The following is a 13,834-nucleotide window of genomic DNA, read 5'->3' as shown; positions in this document are numbered from 1 at the left end:
GCCCGGACCGACCGACCCACAGCAGTCCCCCCACAGCAGTCCTTCACGTCACCTCGGAGGCACCGAACACAGCACCCGAGCTTCCACGACCCGCACCAGGCACCAGGCACCAGGCACCAGGCACCAGGCACCAGGCACACAACCATGCCCGCGCGGGCGCGACCACCTTCAGCGGAACCGGGGCCGAACAGCGCACCCAGCGGAGCGCCTCCTCATCCCTCGAACGGCAGTCCCGCCCGTGCCAGTTCCGCCCCCGCCTCGCGCAGCGCCGTCGCGAACCGTGTCACCCGCTCCGGGGTGAACCGTGTGCTCGGCCCGCTGAAGGACAGCGCGGCCAGCACGGACCCGCTCGTCACCCGCACCGGCACGGCCACCGCCGACAGCCCCTCCTACCGTTCGCCGTGACTCAGCGTGTACCCGTGATCGCGGGCCTCCTCGATCCAGGTCGGGAGGGTCGCCACCTTCACACATGCGCGCACGAGACGCGCACAGCCCCGGTCAGCCGGTGACCTCCACCGCCGCCAGGTTCTTCTTGCCCCGGCGCAGGACCAGCCACCGCCCGTGCAGCAGGTCCTCCTTCGCGGGTACCGCGTCCTCGGCGGTGACCTTCGCGTTGTTCACGTAGGCGCCGCCCTCCTTCACCGTGCGGCGCGCGGCCGACTTGCTGGCCACCAGCCCGACCTCGGCGAACAGGTCGACGACCGGCCCCGCCTCGGCGACCCGGATGTGCGGCACCTCGGAGAGCGCCGCACTCAGCGTCCGCTCGTCCAGCTCACCCAGCTCACCCTGGCCGAAGAGGGCCTTGGACGCGGCGATCACGGCGGCCGTCTGATCGGCGCCGTGCACCAGCGTCGTCAGCTCCTCGGCGAGCGCGCGCTGCGCGGCCCGAGCCTGCGGACGGTCCGCGGTCTCCGCCTCCATCGCCGCCAGCTCCTCCCGGGACCGGAAGGACAGGATGCGCAGGTACGTCGAGATGTCCCGGTCGTCCACGTTCAGCCAGAACTGGTAGAACGCGTACGGCGTCGTCATCTCCGGGTCGAGCCAGATGGCGCCGCCCTCGGTCTTGCCGAACTTGGTGCCGTCCGCCTTCGTCATCAGCGGCGTCGCCAGAGCGTGCGCCGAGGCGTCCGGCTCCAGGCGGTGGATCAGGTCGAGCCCGGCGGTGAGGTTGCCCCACTGGTCGCTGCCGCCCTGCTGGAGCGTGCAGCCGTACCTCCGGTACAGCTCCAGGAAGTCCATGCCCTGGAGGAGCTGGTAGCTGAACTCCGTGTAGCTGATGCCCTGGTCGGACTCGAGACGCCGGGCGACCGAGTCCTTCGTCAGCATCTTGTTGACGCGGAAGTGCTTGCCGATGTCCCGGAGGAACTCGATGGCCGACAGACCGGCCGTCCAGTCCAGGTTGTTCACCATCACCGCGGCGTTCTCGCCCTCGAAGGACAGGAACGGCTCGATCTGCGCGCGGAGCCGGTTCACCCAGTTCGCGACCGTCTCCGGGTCGTTCAGCGTGCGCTCCGCCGTGGGACGCGGGTCGCCGATCTGGCCGGTCGCTCCGCCCACCAGGGCCAGCGGACGCAGACCCGCCTGCTGGAGACGGCGCATGGTGAGCACCTGGACCAGGTGGCCGACGTGCAGACTGGCCGCCGTCGGGTCGAAACCGCAATAGAACGTGACGGGACCGTCCGCGAGCGCCTTGCGCAATGCGTCCTCGTCAGTGGACTGGGCGAACAGCCCACGCCACTTCAGCTCGTCGACGATGTCCGTCACGGTTCTCGTATCTCCTTGAGTGGTCTTCTTGCAGTTCTACGGCAGCCGGGCGACTACCGGCAACGAGGTTATACGCCCTGACTGACAGAGCTCATATTGAAGTCCGGCACCCGCAGCGCCGGCATCGCGGCCCGGGTGAACCAGTCGCTCCACTCCCTCGGCAGCGTCTTCTCCGTGCGCCCCGCCTCCACGGCCCGCCCGAGCAGACCCACCGGCGACTCGTTGAACCGGAAGTTGTTGACCTCCCCGCTCACCTCGCCGTTCTCGACGAGGTACACCCCGTCGCGGGTCAGGCCGGTCAGCAGCAGGGTGGCCGGGTCGACCTCGCGGATGTACCAGAGGCAGGTCAGCAGCAGCCCGCGCTCGGTGTTCGCGACCATCTCCTCCAGGGACTTGTCCTCGCCCCCGTCCAGGACGATGTTCCCGATCGCCGGGGTCACGGGCAGACCGGTCAGCCCGGCGGTGTGCCGGGAGGTGATCAGCCGGTTCAGCCGGCCCTCGCGGATCCACTCCGTGGCGCTCAGCGGCAGCCCGTTGTCGAACACCGACTGGTCGTCGCCGGAGGTGTGGGCGAGGAGGAAGGGAGAGGCTTCCAGACCGGGCTCGTTCGGGTCGCTGCGCAGCGTCAGGGGCAGCTCGGTGAGCTGCTCACCGATGCGCGTCCCGCCGCCCGGCTTGGAGAACACCGTGCGTCCCTCGGCGGCGTCCCGCGCGGACGACGACCACAGCTGGTAGATCAGCAGGTCGGCGACGGCGGTCGGCGGCAGCAGCGTCTCGTACCGCCCGGCGGGCAGCTCGATCCGCCGCTCCGCCCAGCCGAGGCGTACGGCGAGTTCGGCGTCGAGGGTGGCCGGGTCGACGTCCTTGAAGTCCCGCGTCGACCGCCCGGCCCACGCGGACCGCGTACGGTCCGGGGACTTGGCGTTCAGCTCCAGCGTCCCGTTGGGCTGGTCATGGCGCAGGCGCAGCCCCGTCGACGTCCCCACGTAGCTCGACACCAGCTCGTGGTTGGCGAAGCCGTACAGCTCCCGGCCGCCCGCACGCGCGCGGGCGAACGCCTCACCGAGTGCCGGCGCGAAGTCGGCGAACACCGCGGACGAGGTCTCGGCGGGCGCGTCCAGGAAGTCCGGGGACTCCGGCACACCCGCGACCAGCGCCTGGGCGTCCTCCGCGGGACCGGCGCCGCGTGCGGCGGCCTCGGCGGCCCGCACGAGCGGCTCCAGTTCGTCGGCGGTGACGGCGGCGCGGGAGACGACCCCGGAGGCCGTGCCCTGCTTGCCGCCCACGGTGGCGACGACCGTCAGCGTGCGCCCGCGTGTGACCCCGTTGGTGGTGAGGGCGTTGCCCGCCCAGCGCAGATTGGCCGTCGACTCCTCGTCGGCGATGACGACACACCCGTCGGCCCGGGACAGCTCAAGGGCCCGCTCGACGATCTCGTGCGGCTTGCTCGTACGGGCGCTCATCGACCGGCCTCCTGCGTGGTGTTCAGAATGTTGACGCCCTTGAAGAGGGCCGACGGGCACCCGTGGGAGACGGCCGCGACCTGGCCCGGCTGGGCCTTGCCGCAGTTGAAGGCACCGCCCAGGACGTACGTCTGCGGACCGCCGACGGCCGCCATGGAGCCCCAGAAGTCGGTGGTCGTCGCCTGGTAGGCCACGTCCCGCAGCTGCCCGGTGATCCGGCCGTTCTCGATCTTGAAGAACCGCTGCCCGGTGAACTGGAAGTTGTAGCGCTGCATGTCGATCGACCAGGACCGGTCCCCGACGACGTAGATCCCGCGGTCGACGCCGCCGATGAGGTCCTCCGTCGCCAGGCCGCCCGGGTCCGGCCGCAACGACACGTTGGCCATGCGCTGCACGGGCACATGCCCCGGCGAGTCGGCGTACGCGCACCCGTTGGACCGCTCGAACCCGGTCAGCTTCGCGATCCGCCGGTCCAGCTGGTACCCCACCAGGGTGCCGTCCTTGACCAGGTCCCACGACTGGCCGGCGACGCCCTCGTCGTCGTAGCCGATGGTCGCCAGGCCGTGTTCGGCGGTGCGGTCACCGGTGACGTTCATCAGCTCGGAGCCGTACCTGAGCTTGCCGAGCTGGTCGAAGGTCGCGAAGGACGTGCCCGCGTACGCCGCCTCGTAGCCCAGGGCGCGGTCCAGTTCGGTGGCGTGGCCGATGGACTCGTGGATCGTCAGCCACAGGTTGGACGGGTCGACGACCAGGTCGTACAGCCCCGCCTCGACGCTCGGCGCCCGCATCTTCTCCGCGAGCAGCTCAGGGATCTGTTCGAGCTCGGACTCCCAGTCCCAGCCCCTGCCCGTGAGGTACTCCCAGCCGCGTCCGACGGGCGGCGCGATGGTCCGCATCGAGTCGAACTCACCGCTCGACTCGTCGACCGAGACGGCGGTGAACTGGGGGTGCAGCCGTACCCGCTGCTGGGTGGTGACGGTCCCCGCGGTGTCGGCGTAGAACTTGTTCTCGTGCACCGTGAGCAGTGAGGCGTCGACGTGGTTGACGCCGTTCGCCGAGAGCAGCCGCCCGCTCCACTCGGCCAGCAGGCCGGCCTTCTCCTCGTCGGGCACGCCGAACGGGTCGATCTCGTACGACGAGACCCAGGTCTTGTCGGAGTGCACCGGCTCAGCAGCCAGTTCCACCCGCTCGTCGGACCCCGCCGCCTTGATCACCTGCGCGGAGAGCTTGGCCATGGCCACGGCCTGCGAGGCGACCTTCGCGGCGGCGTCCATGCTCAGATCCACACCCGACGCGAACCCCCAGGTGCCGCCGTGCACCACCCGCACCGCGTACCCCAGGTCCGTGGTGTCCGACGAGCCGGACGGCTTGGCGTCCCGCAGCCGCCAGGACGCGCTGCGCACCCGCTCGAACCGGAAGTCCGCGTGGTCCGCACCGAGCGCACGCGCGCGGGCGAGGGCGGCGTCGGCCAGCGCACGTAGGGGCAGTGCCAGGAATGACTGATCGACCTCATGGGCCATGAGCGGCCTCTCCTTGTCACGGTGGGTGTGGCGTCTGTCTCGCAGTGAATCATGCAGGTCCGACATCGAGGCCTCCAACGGATTCACCGCGATCAGGACACCGCGCGAGACCCCGGCCGACCGGCACACCGACTGTAGGGACCCGACAGGACCGGGGGTGAGCCACTGTCGGTGCCCGATTGTCCGCCGGTGCGGACGGACCGATAGGTTTTCGGGGAAGCAGCCTGTCAACCCGGGTGTATCGGACAGGCCCCGAACCGCTATCGAAAGGGTGATCCGTTGAGCCGCTCGGTTCTCGTCACCGGAGGCAACCGGGGCATCGGCCTCGCCATCGCCCGCGCGTTCGCCGAAGCCGGCGACAAGGTCGCGATCACGTACCGCACGGGTGAGCCGCCGACCGCGCTCACCGAACTGGGCTGCCTCGCGGTCAAGTGCGACATCACCGACACCGAGCAGGTGGAGCAGGCCTACAAGGAGATCGAGGCCGAGCACGGCCCGGTCGAGGTCCTCGTCGCCAACGCCGGTGTCACCAAGGACCAGCTCCTGATGCGGATGTCCGAGGAGGACTTCACGTCCGTCCTCGACACCAACCTCACCGGCACCTTCCGTGTCGTCAAGCGGGCCAACCGCGCGATGCTGCGCGCCAAGAAGGGCCGCGTCGTCCTGATCTCGTCGGTCGTCGGGCTGTACGGCTCGCCGGGGCAGGCCAACTACGCCGCCTCCAAGGCCGGCCTGGTCGGGTTCGCCCGCTCCCTCGCGCGTGAGCTGGGCTCGCGCAACATCACCTTCAACGTGGTCGCGCCCGGCTTCGTCGACACCGACATGACCAAGGTCCTCACCGACGAGCAGCGCGCGGGCATCGTCTCGCAGGTGCCGCTCGGCCGGTACGCGCAGCCGGAGGAGATCGCCGCAACGGTGCGGTTCCTCGCCTCGGACGACGCCTCGTACATCACTGGAGCCGTCATCCCTGTTGACGGCGGACTGGGAATGGGTCACTGATCACCATGAGCGGAATTCTCGAGGGCAAGCGCGTCCTGATCTCCGGTGTGCTCACGGAGGCCTCCATCGCCTTCCACGCCGCCAAGCTGGCCCAGGAGCAGGGCGCGGAGATCATCCTCACCGCGTTCCCCCGGCCCACGCTGACCGAGCGGATCGCCAAGAAGCTCCCCAAGCCCACCAAGGTCCTGGAGCTCGACGTCACGAACGAGGAGCACCTGGGCCGTCTGGCCGACCTCGTCGGTGAGGAGCTCGGCGGCCTCGACGGCGTCGTCCACTCCATCGGCTTCGCCCCGCAGGACGCCCTCGGCGGCAACTTCCTCAACACCCCGTTCGAGTCCGTGGCCACCGCCATGCACGTCTCGGCGTACTCCCTGAAGTCGCTGACCATGGCCTGTCTGCCGCTGATGCAGAACGGCGGCTCCGTCGTCGGCCTCACCTTCGACGCCCAGTACGCCTGGCCGCAGTACGACTGGATGGGTCCGGCCAAGGCCGCGCTGGAGGCCACCAGCCGCTACATGGCACGCGACCTGGGCAAGCAGAACATCCGCTGCAACCTGGTCTCCGCCGGCCCGCTCGGTTCCATGGCCGCCAAGTCCATCCCGGGCTTCGGCGAGCTGGCCTCCGTGTGGGACGCCCGGTCACCCCTGGAGTGGGACCTCAAGGACCCCGAGCCGGCCGGCCGCGGCGTCGTCGCCCTGCTCAGCGACTGGTTCCCGAAGACCACCGGCGAGATCATCCACGTGGACGGCGGGCTGCACGCGATCGGCGCGTGAGCGCTGCCGCTGCCGTCCAGGCTCGGCCGACATCCCGAGGGCACGTTCCGTTCCGGCGCGGGCCCTCGGCATGCCGCTGTGTCATCACCCGTTCGGCTCATCCGGCCGGGCGGGGGAGCGGGGTAACTGGGCACTCTGGATTACGCGTTCACCTCGCGTTCCCTCCCCAGCAGGAGGAGGTCCCCTTGTGCGTCTGTCCCGCGGCTTCGCCCCGCTGCTCGTCGCCGTCGCTCTCATAACGACTCTCCCGTACGAGGCCGTTCCGGCCGTCCCCTCCGCGCGCGCGGAGGGACGACAGGGGGAGCGCCCCGAGCCCTTCGGCTCCACCTGCTACACCCGGGTCACCGGCTCCGAGGTGACCGCGTACTGCCACAACCCCTACGTGGCCGCCGACCGCGTACGTCTGCACATCGAGTGCGACCGCTGGTGGGACCTCGACAGCGACGGCTCCTCGGTCGAGGCCGGGCCCGCCCAGACGGTACGGCTCACCGGCCGCTGCTGGAAGGAGGTCCGCTCGGTGTGGGTCAGCCACCAGAAGCGGACGCCCTGAGCCGGCACACGAACGGATAGCCGGCCGCCTCCCTGGCGGCGGCCGTCGCGTCGCCCGCGCGGATCGCCTCGACGAGCGGGGCGTGGTCCACGTACGACTGAGGGGTCAGCTTTCCGCCCACGTCGTCGCGCAGCCAGTCCCGCAGCACCTCGCCCAGGTCCGCGTACATCGCCGTCATGACGTCGTTGTGGGACGCGGCCACCACCGCCATGTGCAGGCTCGCGTCGGCCGTCACGAACGCCTCCGCGTCGCCGGAGGCCCAGGCCTCCTCCCGGCGCGCCAGAAGCGCGTCCAGCTGCTTGAGGTCACGTTCGGTGTGCCGCAGCGCCGCCAGCTCGGCCGCGCCCGACTCCAGCGTGGACCGCAGCTCGGCGATGTGCCGGCGGTCCGCGTCGGCGAACCGGCGGTGCATCACCCCGGCCAGCTCACTGGTCGCCACGACGTAGGTGCCCGAGCCCTGGCGGATGTCCAGCAGCCCGTTGTGCGCGAGGGCCCGGACTGCCTCCCGGACCGTGTTCCGGGCCACTCCGAGCTGCGCGACCAGTTCGGGTTCGGTCGGAATCCGGGAGCCGACGGGCCACTCGCCCGAGGTGATCTGGTTCCGCAGTGCGGCGATGACCTGCTCGGACAGGGCCGATCGGCGGGGATGACTCAGCGGCGGCATGGCCCATTTTCACACGGGGGATTACAACCAATCATCCTATGATTTTATGCTGGGTGTCATGGCGAGCGACGAAACCCGGACGACGACGTCCACGACCAGGCCCGTACGCGGTACATCCGACCCGGAGAGCGAGACCGGGACCACGGCCACGCGCGCGTGGCTCACCCGGCTGGTCGTCGTCGGCATCGTGCTGTCCGCCCTCAACCTCCGCCCCGCCATCACCAGCCTCGGCGCCCTCCTCGAAGAGGTGCGCGACGGACTCGGCATGAGCGGCACCACGGCCGGCGTACTCACCTCCGTACCCCCGTTCTGCTTCGCCCTCTTCGGCGTCATGGCACCGCGCCTGGCCCGCCGCTTCGGCGCCGGTGCGGTCGTCTGCGCGGGGATGGTCGCCATCGCCGCCGGCCTGGCGATCCGGCCCTGGACGGGCACCGCGGCCGGCTTCCTGGCCGCCAGCGCGCTCGCCCTCATGGGCATCGCCGTCAGCAACGTCCTGATGCCGGTCATCGTCAAACGCTGGTTCCCGGACCGGGTCGGTTCCATGACGGGCCTGTACTCGATGGCGCTCGCCCTCGGCACCGCCGCCGCGGCGGCGGTCACCGTGCCCATGACCGAAGCGCTCGGCGGGAGTTGGCAGCGCGGACTCACCCTCTGGGCGGCACTCGCGGCGGCCGCGGTGGTCCCCTGGATCCCCCTGCTACGGGATCGGGGCACGGGCGAGCCGGCTCGTGAGGCGTCCCCCGCGCGCGGGACGCCGTCCACGGCGGAGGGGACCGGCGCACTGCGCATCACCCGCAGCCGTACCGCCTGGGCGCTCGCCGTGTTCTTCGGGCTCCAGGCCACCGCCGCCTACGTCACCATGGGCTGGATGGCGCAGATCTTCCGGGACGCGGGCGTGCCGGCCGGAACCGCCGGACTGCTGCTCGCCGTGACCATGGCGATGGGCGTACCCCTCGCCTTCGTCATCCCGCGCGTCGCGACCCGCCTGCCCCACCAGGGGCCCATCGTGATCGCGCTCGGCTGTTGCGGACTTCTCGGCTACGCGGGCCTGTACATCGCGCCGGCCGGCGGCATGTGGGCCTGGGCGGTACTGCTCGGCATCGCCAACTGCGCCTTCCCGCTGGCCCTCACGATGGTCGGGATGCGGGCCAGGACGGGCGCGGGCGTCTCCCAGTTGTCGGCCTTCGCCCAGAGCGCCGGCTATCTGATATCCATCCCCGGACCGCTCGTCGTGGGCGTCCTCTACCAGCACAGCGGCGGCTGGGGGCTGCCGCTCGCGCTGATGGCCGGCCTGATGCTGCCGCAGATGGTCGTGGGCGTACTGGCGGGCCGTGAACGCACCGTGGAGGACGAGGCGGCCCCGGCACCCCGGGGCCAGGGGTGAGCGGTACGGGTGCGAGACTGGCCGTATGCCAGTGCTCGACCCGAATCCCCAGAACGGCCAGAAGAAGATGCTGCTCGTCTTCGGCTCGTTCTTCGCCATCTTCGTGATCATCGCCATCGTCGCGACGATCGCCTCACCATGAGAGCCGTTGGTGGGGGTATCCCCACCATCCCCTAGGGGGCGAGTCTCAGGGTCAAGTGGGTGGATCACCGGATGGGTCGAGGCCCGCGGGTTCCGTAACTTCGAAGTGTGGACGCGAGACGCGGGCCACGGACAGCTCGAAGACCCACGGAGGCATTATGTCGGCCCGCACGCACTCCCGGCCCCTTCCGGCGACCACGCGTGGAGTCGACATACGGCTGCCGTGGTGGGCCCTCGCACTGCCGACGATCGCGTTCGTCGCGCTGCTCGCGCTGATGCTGAACCCGACCGACGCCCAGGCGGCGACGGGCGACCCCCTGATCGCCCACTTCCTCGAGCGCGCCCGGGACCTGGTGACGCGTTGAGCGCCGTGGACGCCCCATTCCCACCTGCGGAGCCGCCCGTCAACTCCCTGCGCCCGATGGCGTGTTTCATGCGAAGCTGGATGCCATGAGCGTCGCAGAACCCCGCAGGATCGTCCTCTTCCGGCATGCGAAGGCCGATTGGCCGCAGGTGACCGACCACGAGCGGCCACTCGCTGACCGGGGCCGCAAGGACGCCGCCGTCGCCGGGCGCAAGCTGGCCGACAGCGGTATCCCTCTCGACCTGGCTCTCTGCTCCACCGCCACCCGGACCCGCGAGACATGGAAACTCGCCGTCCACGAACTCCCGCAACGGCCGAAGACCGTCTACGAGGAGCGGATCTACGAGGCCTCACCCGGCGAGCTCATCGCCCTGCTCAACGAAACCCCGGACGACACGCAGAACGTGGTCCTGATCGGCCACAACCCAGGAGTCCAGGCCCTCACCGACATCCTGGCCCGCGAGTCCGAGGACGACCCCCGCACCAGGCTGACCGACCGCGGCTTCCCGGCGGCGGCGTTCGCGGTGCTCTCCTTCACGGGCTCCTGGAAGGCCCTGGAGCCGGGCACGGCGACCCTGCTCGACTTCTGGGCACCGACGGAGTAGTCCGGACGACAGCGGGCGCACAGTGCACAGGCTGCGGGCGCACCTTCCGTAGGACAGGGGAGAACCGGCGGAGCGGCGGCCCCCGCAGCCTGCAACTCGGGCTCGGCGACGAAGCACGAGCCCCCTACCGTTACCGCTGGCGGAGAGCCGACGCCCGCCCCCACCCGGCGGACTACTCCTGGGTGTCCGCCGCCTCGACCTCTTCCCGGGTGACACCCAGCAGATACAGCACGGTGTCCAGGAAGGGGAAGTTCACCGCGGTGTGCGCGGCCTCCCGCACGACCGGCTTGGCGTTGAAGGCGACGCCCAGTCCCGCCGCGTTCAGCATGTCCAGATCGTTCGCCCCGTCGCCGATCGCGACGGTCTGATCCAGTGGCACCCCGGCCGCCGCCGCGAACCGCCGAAGCAGCCGGGCCTTGCCCGCCCGGTCCACGATCTCGCCGACGACCTTGCCCGTCAGCTTCCCGTCGACGATCTCCAACGTGTTGGCCTGGGCGAAGTCCAGCCCGAGCCGTTCCTTGAGATCGTCCGTGACCTGGGTGAACCCACCCGAGACGACACCGACTTCGAAGCCGAGCCGCTTCAGCGTACGGATCAGCGTGCGCGCACCCGGCGTGAGCCGGACCTCGCTGCGCACCTTCTCCACCACCGATTCGTCGAGCCCCTTGAGCAGGGCCACGCGCGCGTGCAGCGACTGCTCGAAGTCCAGTTCCCCGCGCATCGCGGCGGCGGTCACCTTGGCCACCTCGTCCTCGCAGCCCGCGTGCGCGGCGAAGAGCTCGATCACCTCGTCCTGGATGAGTGTCGAGTCCACATCCATGACGACCAGACGCTGCGCCCGCCGGTGCAACCCGGCCGCGACCACCGCGACGTCGACTCCGAGTGCCGCCGCATCGGTGACCAGGGCGGTGCGCAGCGGCCCGGTCGCCACACCGGAGACGGCGAACTCGACCGCCGTCACGGGGTACTTCGCGAGCCGGAAGATACGGTCGATGTTGCCGCCGGTCCTGGTGATCCTGGCGGCGATCGCAGCGGTCGACTCGGCGGTCAGCGGATGCCCGAGCACGGTGACGACGGAACGCCCGAGCCCACGGGGCCGGTTGTCACCGAGTCCGGAGATGATCTCCGCCTGCATCTTCATCGACTCCGCCCAGCTGTGGACGGTGGCCCGGAGATCGCCTTCGATACCGGCGGGCGGCTGGGTCACGAGCGCGCACAGCACCATGCGGCCACGCGTGACGACCTGCTCGATGTCGACGACGTCCACGGAGTAGGCGGCAAGCGTGTCGAACAGACCGGCGGTGATGCCCGGCCTGTCCTTGCCGAAGATTTTGACGAGAAGGGTGGGTACGTCAGCGGTCTGCGTAGCGTTCATGGTGTTTCCACCGTATCCGGCACCCAGTGCCTCCCGCGCATGCGGTCCGCCTGACGGACGGCGAACAGTACGTTTCGTGAGGGTGGCGAACAACTTACGGGCAGGTCAGCGCCGTCCCTTGGGCGTGCCCGGCGGCGGGGGCGCCGCGGGCGGTGGTGGCGGGGGAGGTGGTGGCGGGGGAGGTGTCCGCTTCTCCGGTACGGGCCCCGGCGAACTCCCTCCGCGCCGCCCGGGCCGTCGCGGAGGCGGCGAGAGGGGGCTGGCCATGGTGGGAAGCCCGTACAGGTTCTCCGGCGGTTTCTCCCCCTCGCCCTCACCCGAGCCGCTCCTCCCGCCGGAACCGGCCGACTCGGGTGCGCTGCTCCGGTCGGGCGACCGCGCTTCCGTGGACGCGGCATCGGGCGCCCGGCCGCCCTCGTAAGACGGCCGTCCGTCCGGGCCCCACCCGCCCCCGTACGGCCGTGCGTCCTCGGGCTCCACAAGCCCGTCGGGCATCCGTAGATACGGATTGGTGTCGCGGTTGGGTGGCCGGTACGGCGAACCGGGCGCGTACGGGCCGGCATGCGGACCCGGGCCGCCGACCTGCTCCGGGGGAACGCCGTACCCCGCTTCCCCGGCCGCCGCGCCTGCCACCCCGCTCGCCACCACCGCCCCGTCCGGGCCCGCGCCCACCCACACGTCACCCAGTGCCAACGGCACCGCCCGCCATCCCGCCGCCCCGCTCACGTACGCCAGCAGGGCGCCGGCGGCGCCCGCTCCCGCGCCCCACACCGCACCCAGCAGCACGGCCGCGACCAACTGCCCGCGCAGTTCGATTCCGGCGCCGAACGCGTCGAAGCCCAGGACCGAGATCGAGGCGTCCACGGACACCTCCGCCAGCCAGGCGAACAGCGGCAGCGCCACCGCGGTCACCACCCCCAGCCGCAACGCGCACCGGCCGGCGAACCGCAGGGCACCGGGATCCCGTACGGCGAGGGGGAACCGCCCCCTGACGTCGTCCGGCGCGACACCGCGGGCCAGCGGTGTCCGTGCCGCCGCGAGGATGCCCGCCAGCAGCATCATCAGGGCCGCCGCGACCCCCAGCAGCCACACCCGGCTGTCCAGTTCCGCCAGTCTGCCGAGGCTGACCGACTGGTCGTCCGCCGAACTGAGGAGCCGGTCCAGGGGATCCGGGAGGACGTTCACCAGCACCCCGGACGCGCTGCCGTCGAACGGGACGAACAGACCGATCGTGACACCCAGCCAGACCCCGTTGGGGGCGCCGAGCAGGGCCGCGCCCGCGATGCGCTTGGGGTGAGGGTCGCCGATCGCCGCGTACCCGGCTGCCGCGAACCCCGCCGCGACCGCCACCAGCGCCACGGTGACCAGGGCCGAAGCCGCCGGACGTACGACGCGGTGGACCGCTTCCCAGCCGCGCGGCAGGGGAGTACGGCGGGAGGCCAGCAGGGCGATCGCCAGGACTCCGGCCGCCCAGACCAGGCCGCCGAGCAGGGTCGGGAGCGTGTCGACGGTGAAGCCGACCGCCGCCTTCGCGTCGATCAGGTCGCCGACCCGGTCGGGCAGCAGGCCGCTGATGTCGCCGAGCCCCGGGATATCGATACCGCTACCGCTACCACCGCCCCCGGCGCCTCCGCCGCCGCCCGTGCCCGGCAGATCGTCGAGGCCCAGAGCGCCGCCGTCGATCGTGATGACGTCGTGCCCCGCCCAGGCCAGCCCGCCCAGGGTGGCCACGAAGAGGACGATCACCGTGCCCGCGCGCGCGAGGAGTTCGGACGGGGAGATCACCACCCCCGCCCCGCGCAGGGACCGTAGGAAGAACCACGACAGAAGCACCGCGCCCACCAGGCCGACCCCCAGTGGCGCGATCTCGACGGCGGTGGCCGCCTCCGCTCCTTTCAGGCCGAAGGCCGACACATCACCGGACGGTGTGACCGAACCACCCGCCCCAAGGACCACAACCGCCGCGGTCATCGGCCCGAGCGAGGCCGTGGCGTCCGCCTCCAGCAGATGCAGACCGAGCGCCGCCGTGCCCGCCATTCCGATCAACGCCCAGCTCACAGCGGAGATCGCGGAGAGCAGCACGTTCCCCCACGGCACCGTCCCGCCCTGCTCGGCCGTCTCGATGTTCATCGTCAGCCCCCGATCCGCGCGGCGGCGGTGCACCGCGCGTGTCCCCCTCGCGTGGGATTACCACTCTCCGGGCCGGTTTCCACCCCGTCAACGGCGCGTCGC

At 71.1% G+C, this 13,834-nt stretch carries 14 protein-coding genes; 7 read left to right on the top strand and 7 right to left on the bottom strand.

Going from position 1 to position 13,834, the window contains the following annotated elements; all coding sequences use genetic code 11:
- Nucleotides 1-212: 212 nt before the first annotated feature.
- The 4 genes from STRTUCAR8_RS50570 to STRTUCAR8_RS33595 form a co-directional block, all read right to left on the bottom strand.
- Nucleotides 213-383, bottom strand: a complete 171-nt coding sequence (locus tag STRTUCAR8_RS50570; protein ID WP_338399710.1) for an IclR family transcriptional regulator domain-containing protein — start codon at nucleotides 381-383, stop codon at nucleotides 213-215.
- Nucleotides 384-498: 115 nt separating this feature from the next.
- A complete protein-coding gene (tyrS, locus tag STRTUCAR8_RS33605; RefSeq protein WP_006380658.1) occupies nucleotides 499-1,764 on the bottom strand; it encodes a tyrosine--tRNA ligase in 1,266 nt (421 codons plus the stop codon).
- Nucleotides 1,765-1,832: 68 nt separating this feature from the next.
- A complete protein-coding gene (locus STRTUCAR8_RS33600; protein WP_006380656.1) occupies nucleotides 1,833-3,227 on the bottom strand; it encodes a metallopeptidase TldD-related protein in 1,395 nt (464 codons plus the stop codon).
- Nucleotides 3,224-4,747 (bottom strand): TldD/PmbA family protein, encoded by a 1,524-nt coding sequence (locus STRTUCAR8_RS33595; protein WP_006380671.1) that lies wholly within the window; start codon nucleotides 4,745-4,747, stop codon nucleotides 3,224-3,226. Before STRTUCAR8_RS33595 ends, STRTUCAR8_RS33600 begins: the two co-directional genes overlap by 4 nt.
- 279 nt (nucleotides 4,748-5,026) lie before the next feature.
- Between STRTUCAR8_RS33595 and fabG the strand changes: the two genes are divergently transcribed.
- The 3 genes from fabG to STRTUCAR8_RS33580 all read left to right on the top strand — a co-directional run bounded on the left by fabG (nucleotide 5,027) and on the right by STRTUCAR8_RS33580 (nucleotide 7,069).
- Nucleotides 5,027-5,746 carry a 3-oxoacyl-[acyl-carrier-protein] reductase gene (gene fabG, locus STRTUCAR8_RS33590; protein ID WP_006380679.1) on the top strand — a complete coding sequence of 240 codons (720 nt, stop codon included), beginning with the start codon at nucleotides 5,027-5,029 and terminating at the stop codon, nucleotides 5,744-5,746.
- 5 nt (nucleotides 5,747-5,751) lie between these two features.
- Nucleotides 5,752-6,519: an enoyl-ACP reductase FabI gene (gene fabI / locus STRTUCAR8_RS33585; protein WP_006380660.1), complete on the top strand. Its 768-nt coding sequence runs from the start codon at nucleotides 5,752-5,754 to the stop codon at nucleotides 6,517-6,519.
- 187 nt (nucleotides 6,520-6,706) lie between these two features.
- Complete coding sequence (locus STRTUCAR8_RS33580) at nucleotides 6,707-7,069, top strand: hypothetical protein (RefSeq protein ID WP_006380673.1); 363 nt, start codon at nucleotides 6,707-6,709, stop codon at nucleotides 7,067-7,069.
- Here the strand turns inward: STRTUCAR8_RS33580 and STRTUCAR8_RS33575 are convergent.
- Nucleotides 7,044-7,733, bottom strand: a complete 690-nt coding sequence (locus STRTUCAR8_RS33575) for a FadR/GntR family transcriptional regulator (RefSeq protein ID WP_006380685.1) — start codon at nucleotides 7,731-7,733, stop codon at nucleotides 7,044-7,046. The two genes, STRTUCAR8_RS33580 and STRTUCAR8_RS33575, sit on opposite strands and share 26 nt — an antisense overlap.
- 46 nt (nucleotides 7,734-7,779) lie before the next feature.
- Here STRTUCAR8_RS33575 and STRTUCAR8_RS33570 point away from each other — a divergent pair, with 46 nt between their 5' ends.
- The 4 genes from STRTUCAR8_RS33570 (at nucleotide 7,780) to STRTUCAR8_RS33560 (ending at nucleotide 10,227) form a co-directional block, all read left to right on the top strand.
- Nucleotides 7,780-9,117 carry a CynX/NimT family MFS transporter gene (locus tag STRTUCAR8_RS33570; protein ID WP_006380677.1) on the top strand — a complete coding sequence of 446 codons (1,338 nt, stop codon included), beginning with the start codon at nucleotides 7,780-7,782 and terminating at the stop codon, nucleotides 9,115-9,117.
- A 25-nt stretch (nucleotides 9,118-9,142) separates the two neighbouring features.
- A complete protein-coding gene (locus STRTUCAR8_RS55230) occupies nucleotides 9,143-9,259 on the top strand; it encodes an SGM_5486 family transporter-associated protein (protein ID WP_006380681.1) in 117 nt (38 codons plus the stop codon).
- A gap of 157 nt (nucleotides 9,260-9,416) precedes the next feature.
- Entirely contained in the window at nucleotides 9,417-9,623 is a 207-nt protein-coding gene (locus STRTUCAR8_RS33565; RefSeq protein WP_006380665.1) for a hypothetical protein, read from the top strand.
- Between the two features lie 85 nt (nucleotides 9,624-9,708).
- Entirely contained in the window at nucleotides 9,709-10,227 is a 519-nt protein-coding gene (locus STRTUCAR8_RS33560; protein WP_044473354.1) for a SixA phosphatase family protein, read from the top strand.
- Between the two features lie 172 nt (nucleotides 10,228-10,399).
- Here the strand turns inward: STRTUCAR8_RS33560 and serB are convergent, their stop codons facing one another.
- Together serB and STRTUCAR8_RS33550 are read right to left on the bottom strand one after the other, a co-directional pair.
- Nucleotides 10,400-11,602 (bottom strand): phosphoserine phosphatase SerB, encoded by a 1,203-nt coding sequence (serB, locus tag STRTUCAR8_RS33555; protein WP_044473353.1) that lies wholly within the window; start codon nucleotides 11,600-11,602, stop codon nucleotides 10,400-10,402.
- A 105-nt stretch (nucleotides 11,603-11,707) separates the two neighbouring features.
- On the bottom strand, nucleotides 11,708-13,732 hold the full coding sequence (locus STRTUCAR8_RS33550) for a streptophobe family protein (RefSeq protein WP_044473355.1): 2,025 nt from the start codon (nucleotides 13,730-13,732) through the stop codon (nucleotides 11,708-11,710).
- Nucleotides 13,733-13,834: the final 102 nt, after the last annotated feature.

This window comes from Streptomyces turgidiscabies Car8 (genome assembly GCF_000331005.1).
GTDB classification, from domain to species: domain Bacteria; phylum Actinomycetota; class Actinomycetes; order Streptomycetales; family Streptomycetaceae; genus Streptomyces; species Streptomyces turgidiscabies.
Note: the sequence above shows the minus strand (reverse complement) of the source record. Positions and strands in the feature narration are given on the sequence as shown.

Excerpts from the sequence above, each read along its gene's own strand:
- STRTUCAR8_RS33600 (WP_006380656.1), bottom strand. The coding sequence starts at position 3,227 with ATGAGCGCCCGTACGAGCAAGCCGCACGAGATCGTCGAGCGGGCCCTT.
- STRTUCAR8_RS33595 (WP_006380671.1), bottom strand. The coding sequence starts at position 4,747 with ATGGCCCATGAGGTCGATCAGTCATTCCTGGCACTGCCCCTACGTGCG.
- fabI (WP_006380660.1), top strand. The coding sequence starts at position 5,752 with ATGAGCGGAATTCTCGAGGGCAAGCGCGTCCTGATCTCCGGTGTGCTC.
- STRTUCAR8_RS33575 (WP_006380685.1), bottom strand. The coding sequence starts at position 7,733 with ATGCCGCCGCTGAGTCATCCCCGCCGATCGGCCCTGTCCGAGCAGGTC.
- STRTUCAR8_RS33570 (WP_006380677.1), top strand. The coding sequence starts at position 7,780 with ATGCTGGGTGTCATGGCGAGCGACGAAACCCGGACGACGACGTCCACG.
- STRTUCAR8_RS55230 (WP_006380681.1), top strand. The coding sequence starts at position 9,143 with ATGCCAGTGCTCGACCCGAATCCCCAGAACGGCCAGAAGAAGATGCTG.
- STRTUCAR8_RS33565 (WP_006380665.1), top strand. The coding sequence starts at position 9,417 with ATGTCGGCCCGCACGCACTCCCGGCCCCTTCCGGCGACCACGCGTGGA.
- STRTUCAR8_RS33560 (WP_044473354.1), top strand. The coding sequence starts at position 9,709 with ATGAGCGTCGCAGAACCCCGCAGGATCGTCCTCTTCCGGCATGCGAAG.
- serB (WP_044473353.1), bottom strand. The coding sequence starts at position 11,602 with ATGAACGCTACGCAGACCGCTGACGTACCCACCCTTCTCGTCAAAATC.
- STRTUCAR8_RS33550 (WP_044473355.1), bottom strand. The coding sequence starts at position 13,732 with ATGAACATCGAGACGGCCGAGCAGGGCGGGACGGTGCCGTGGGGGAAC.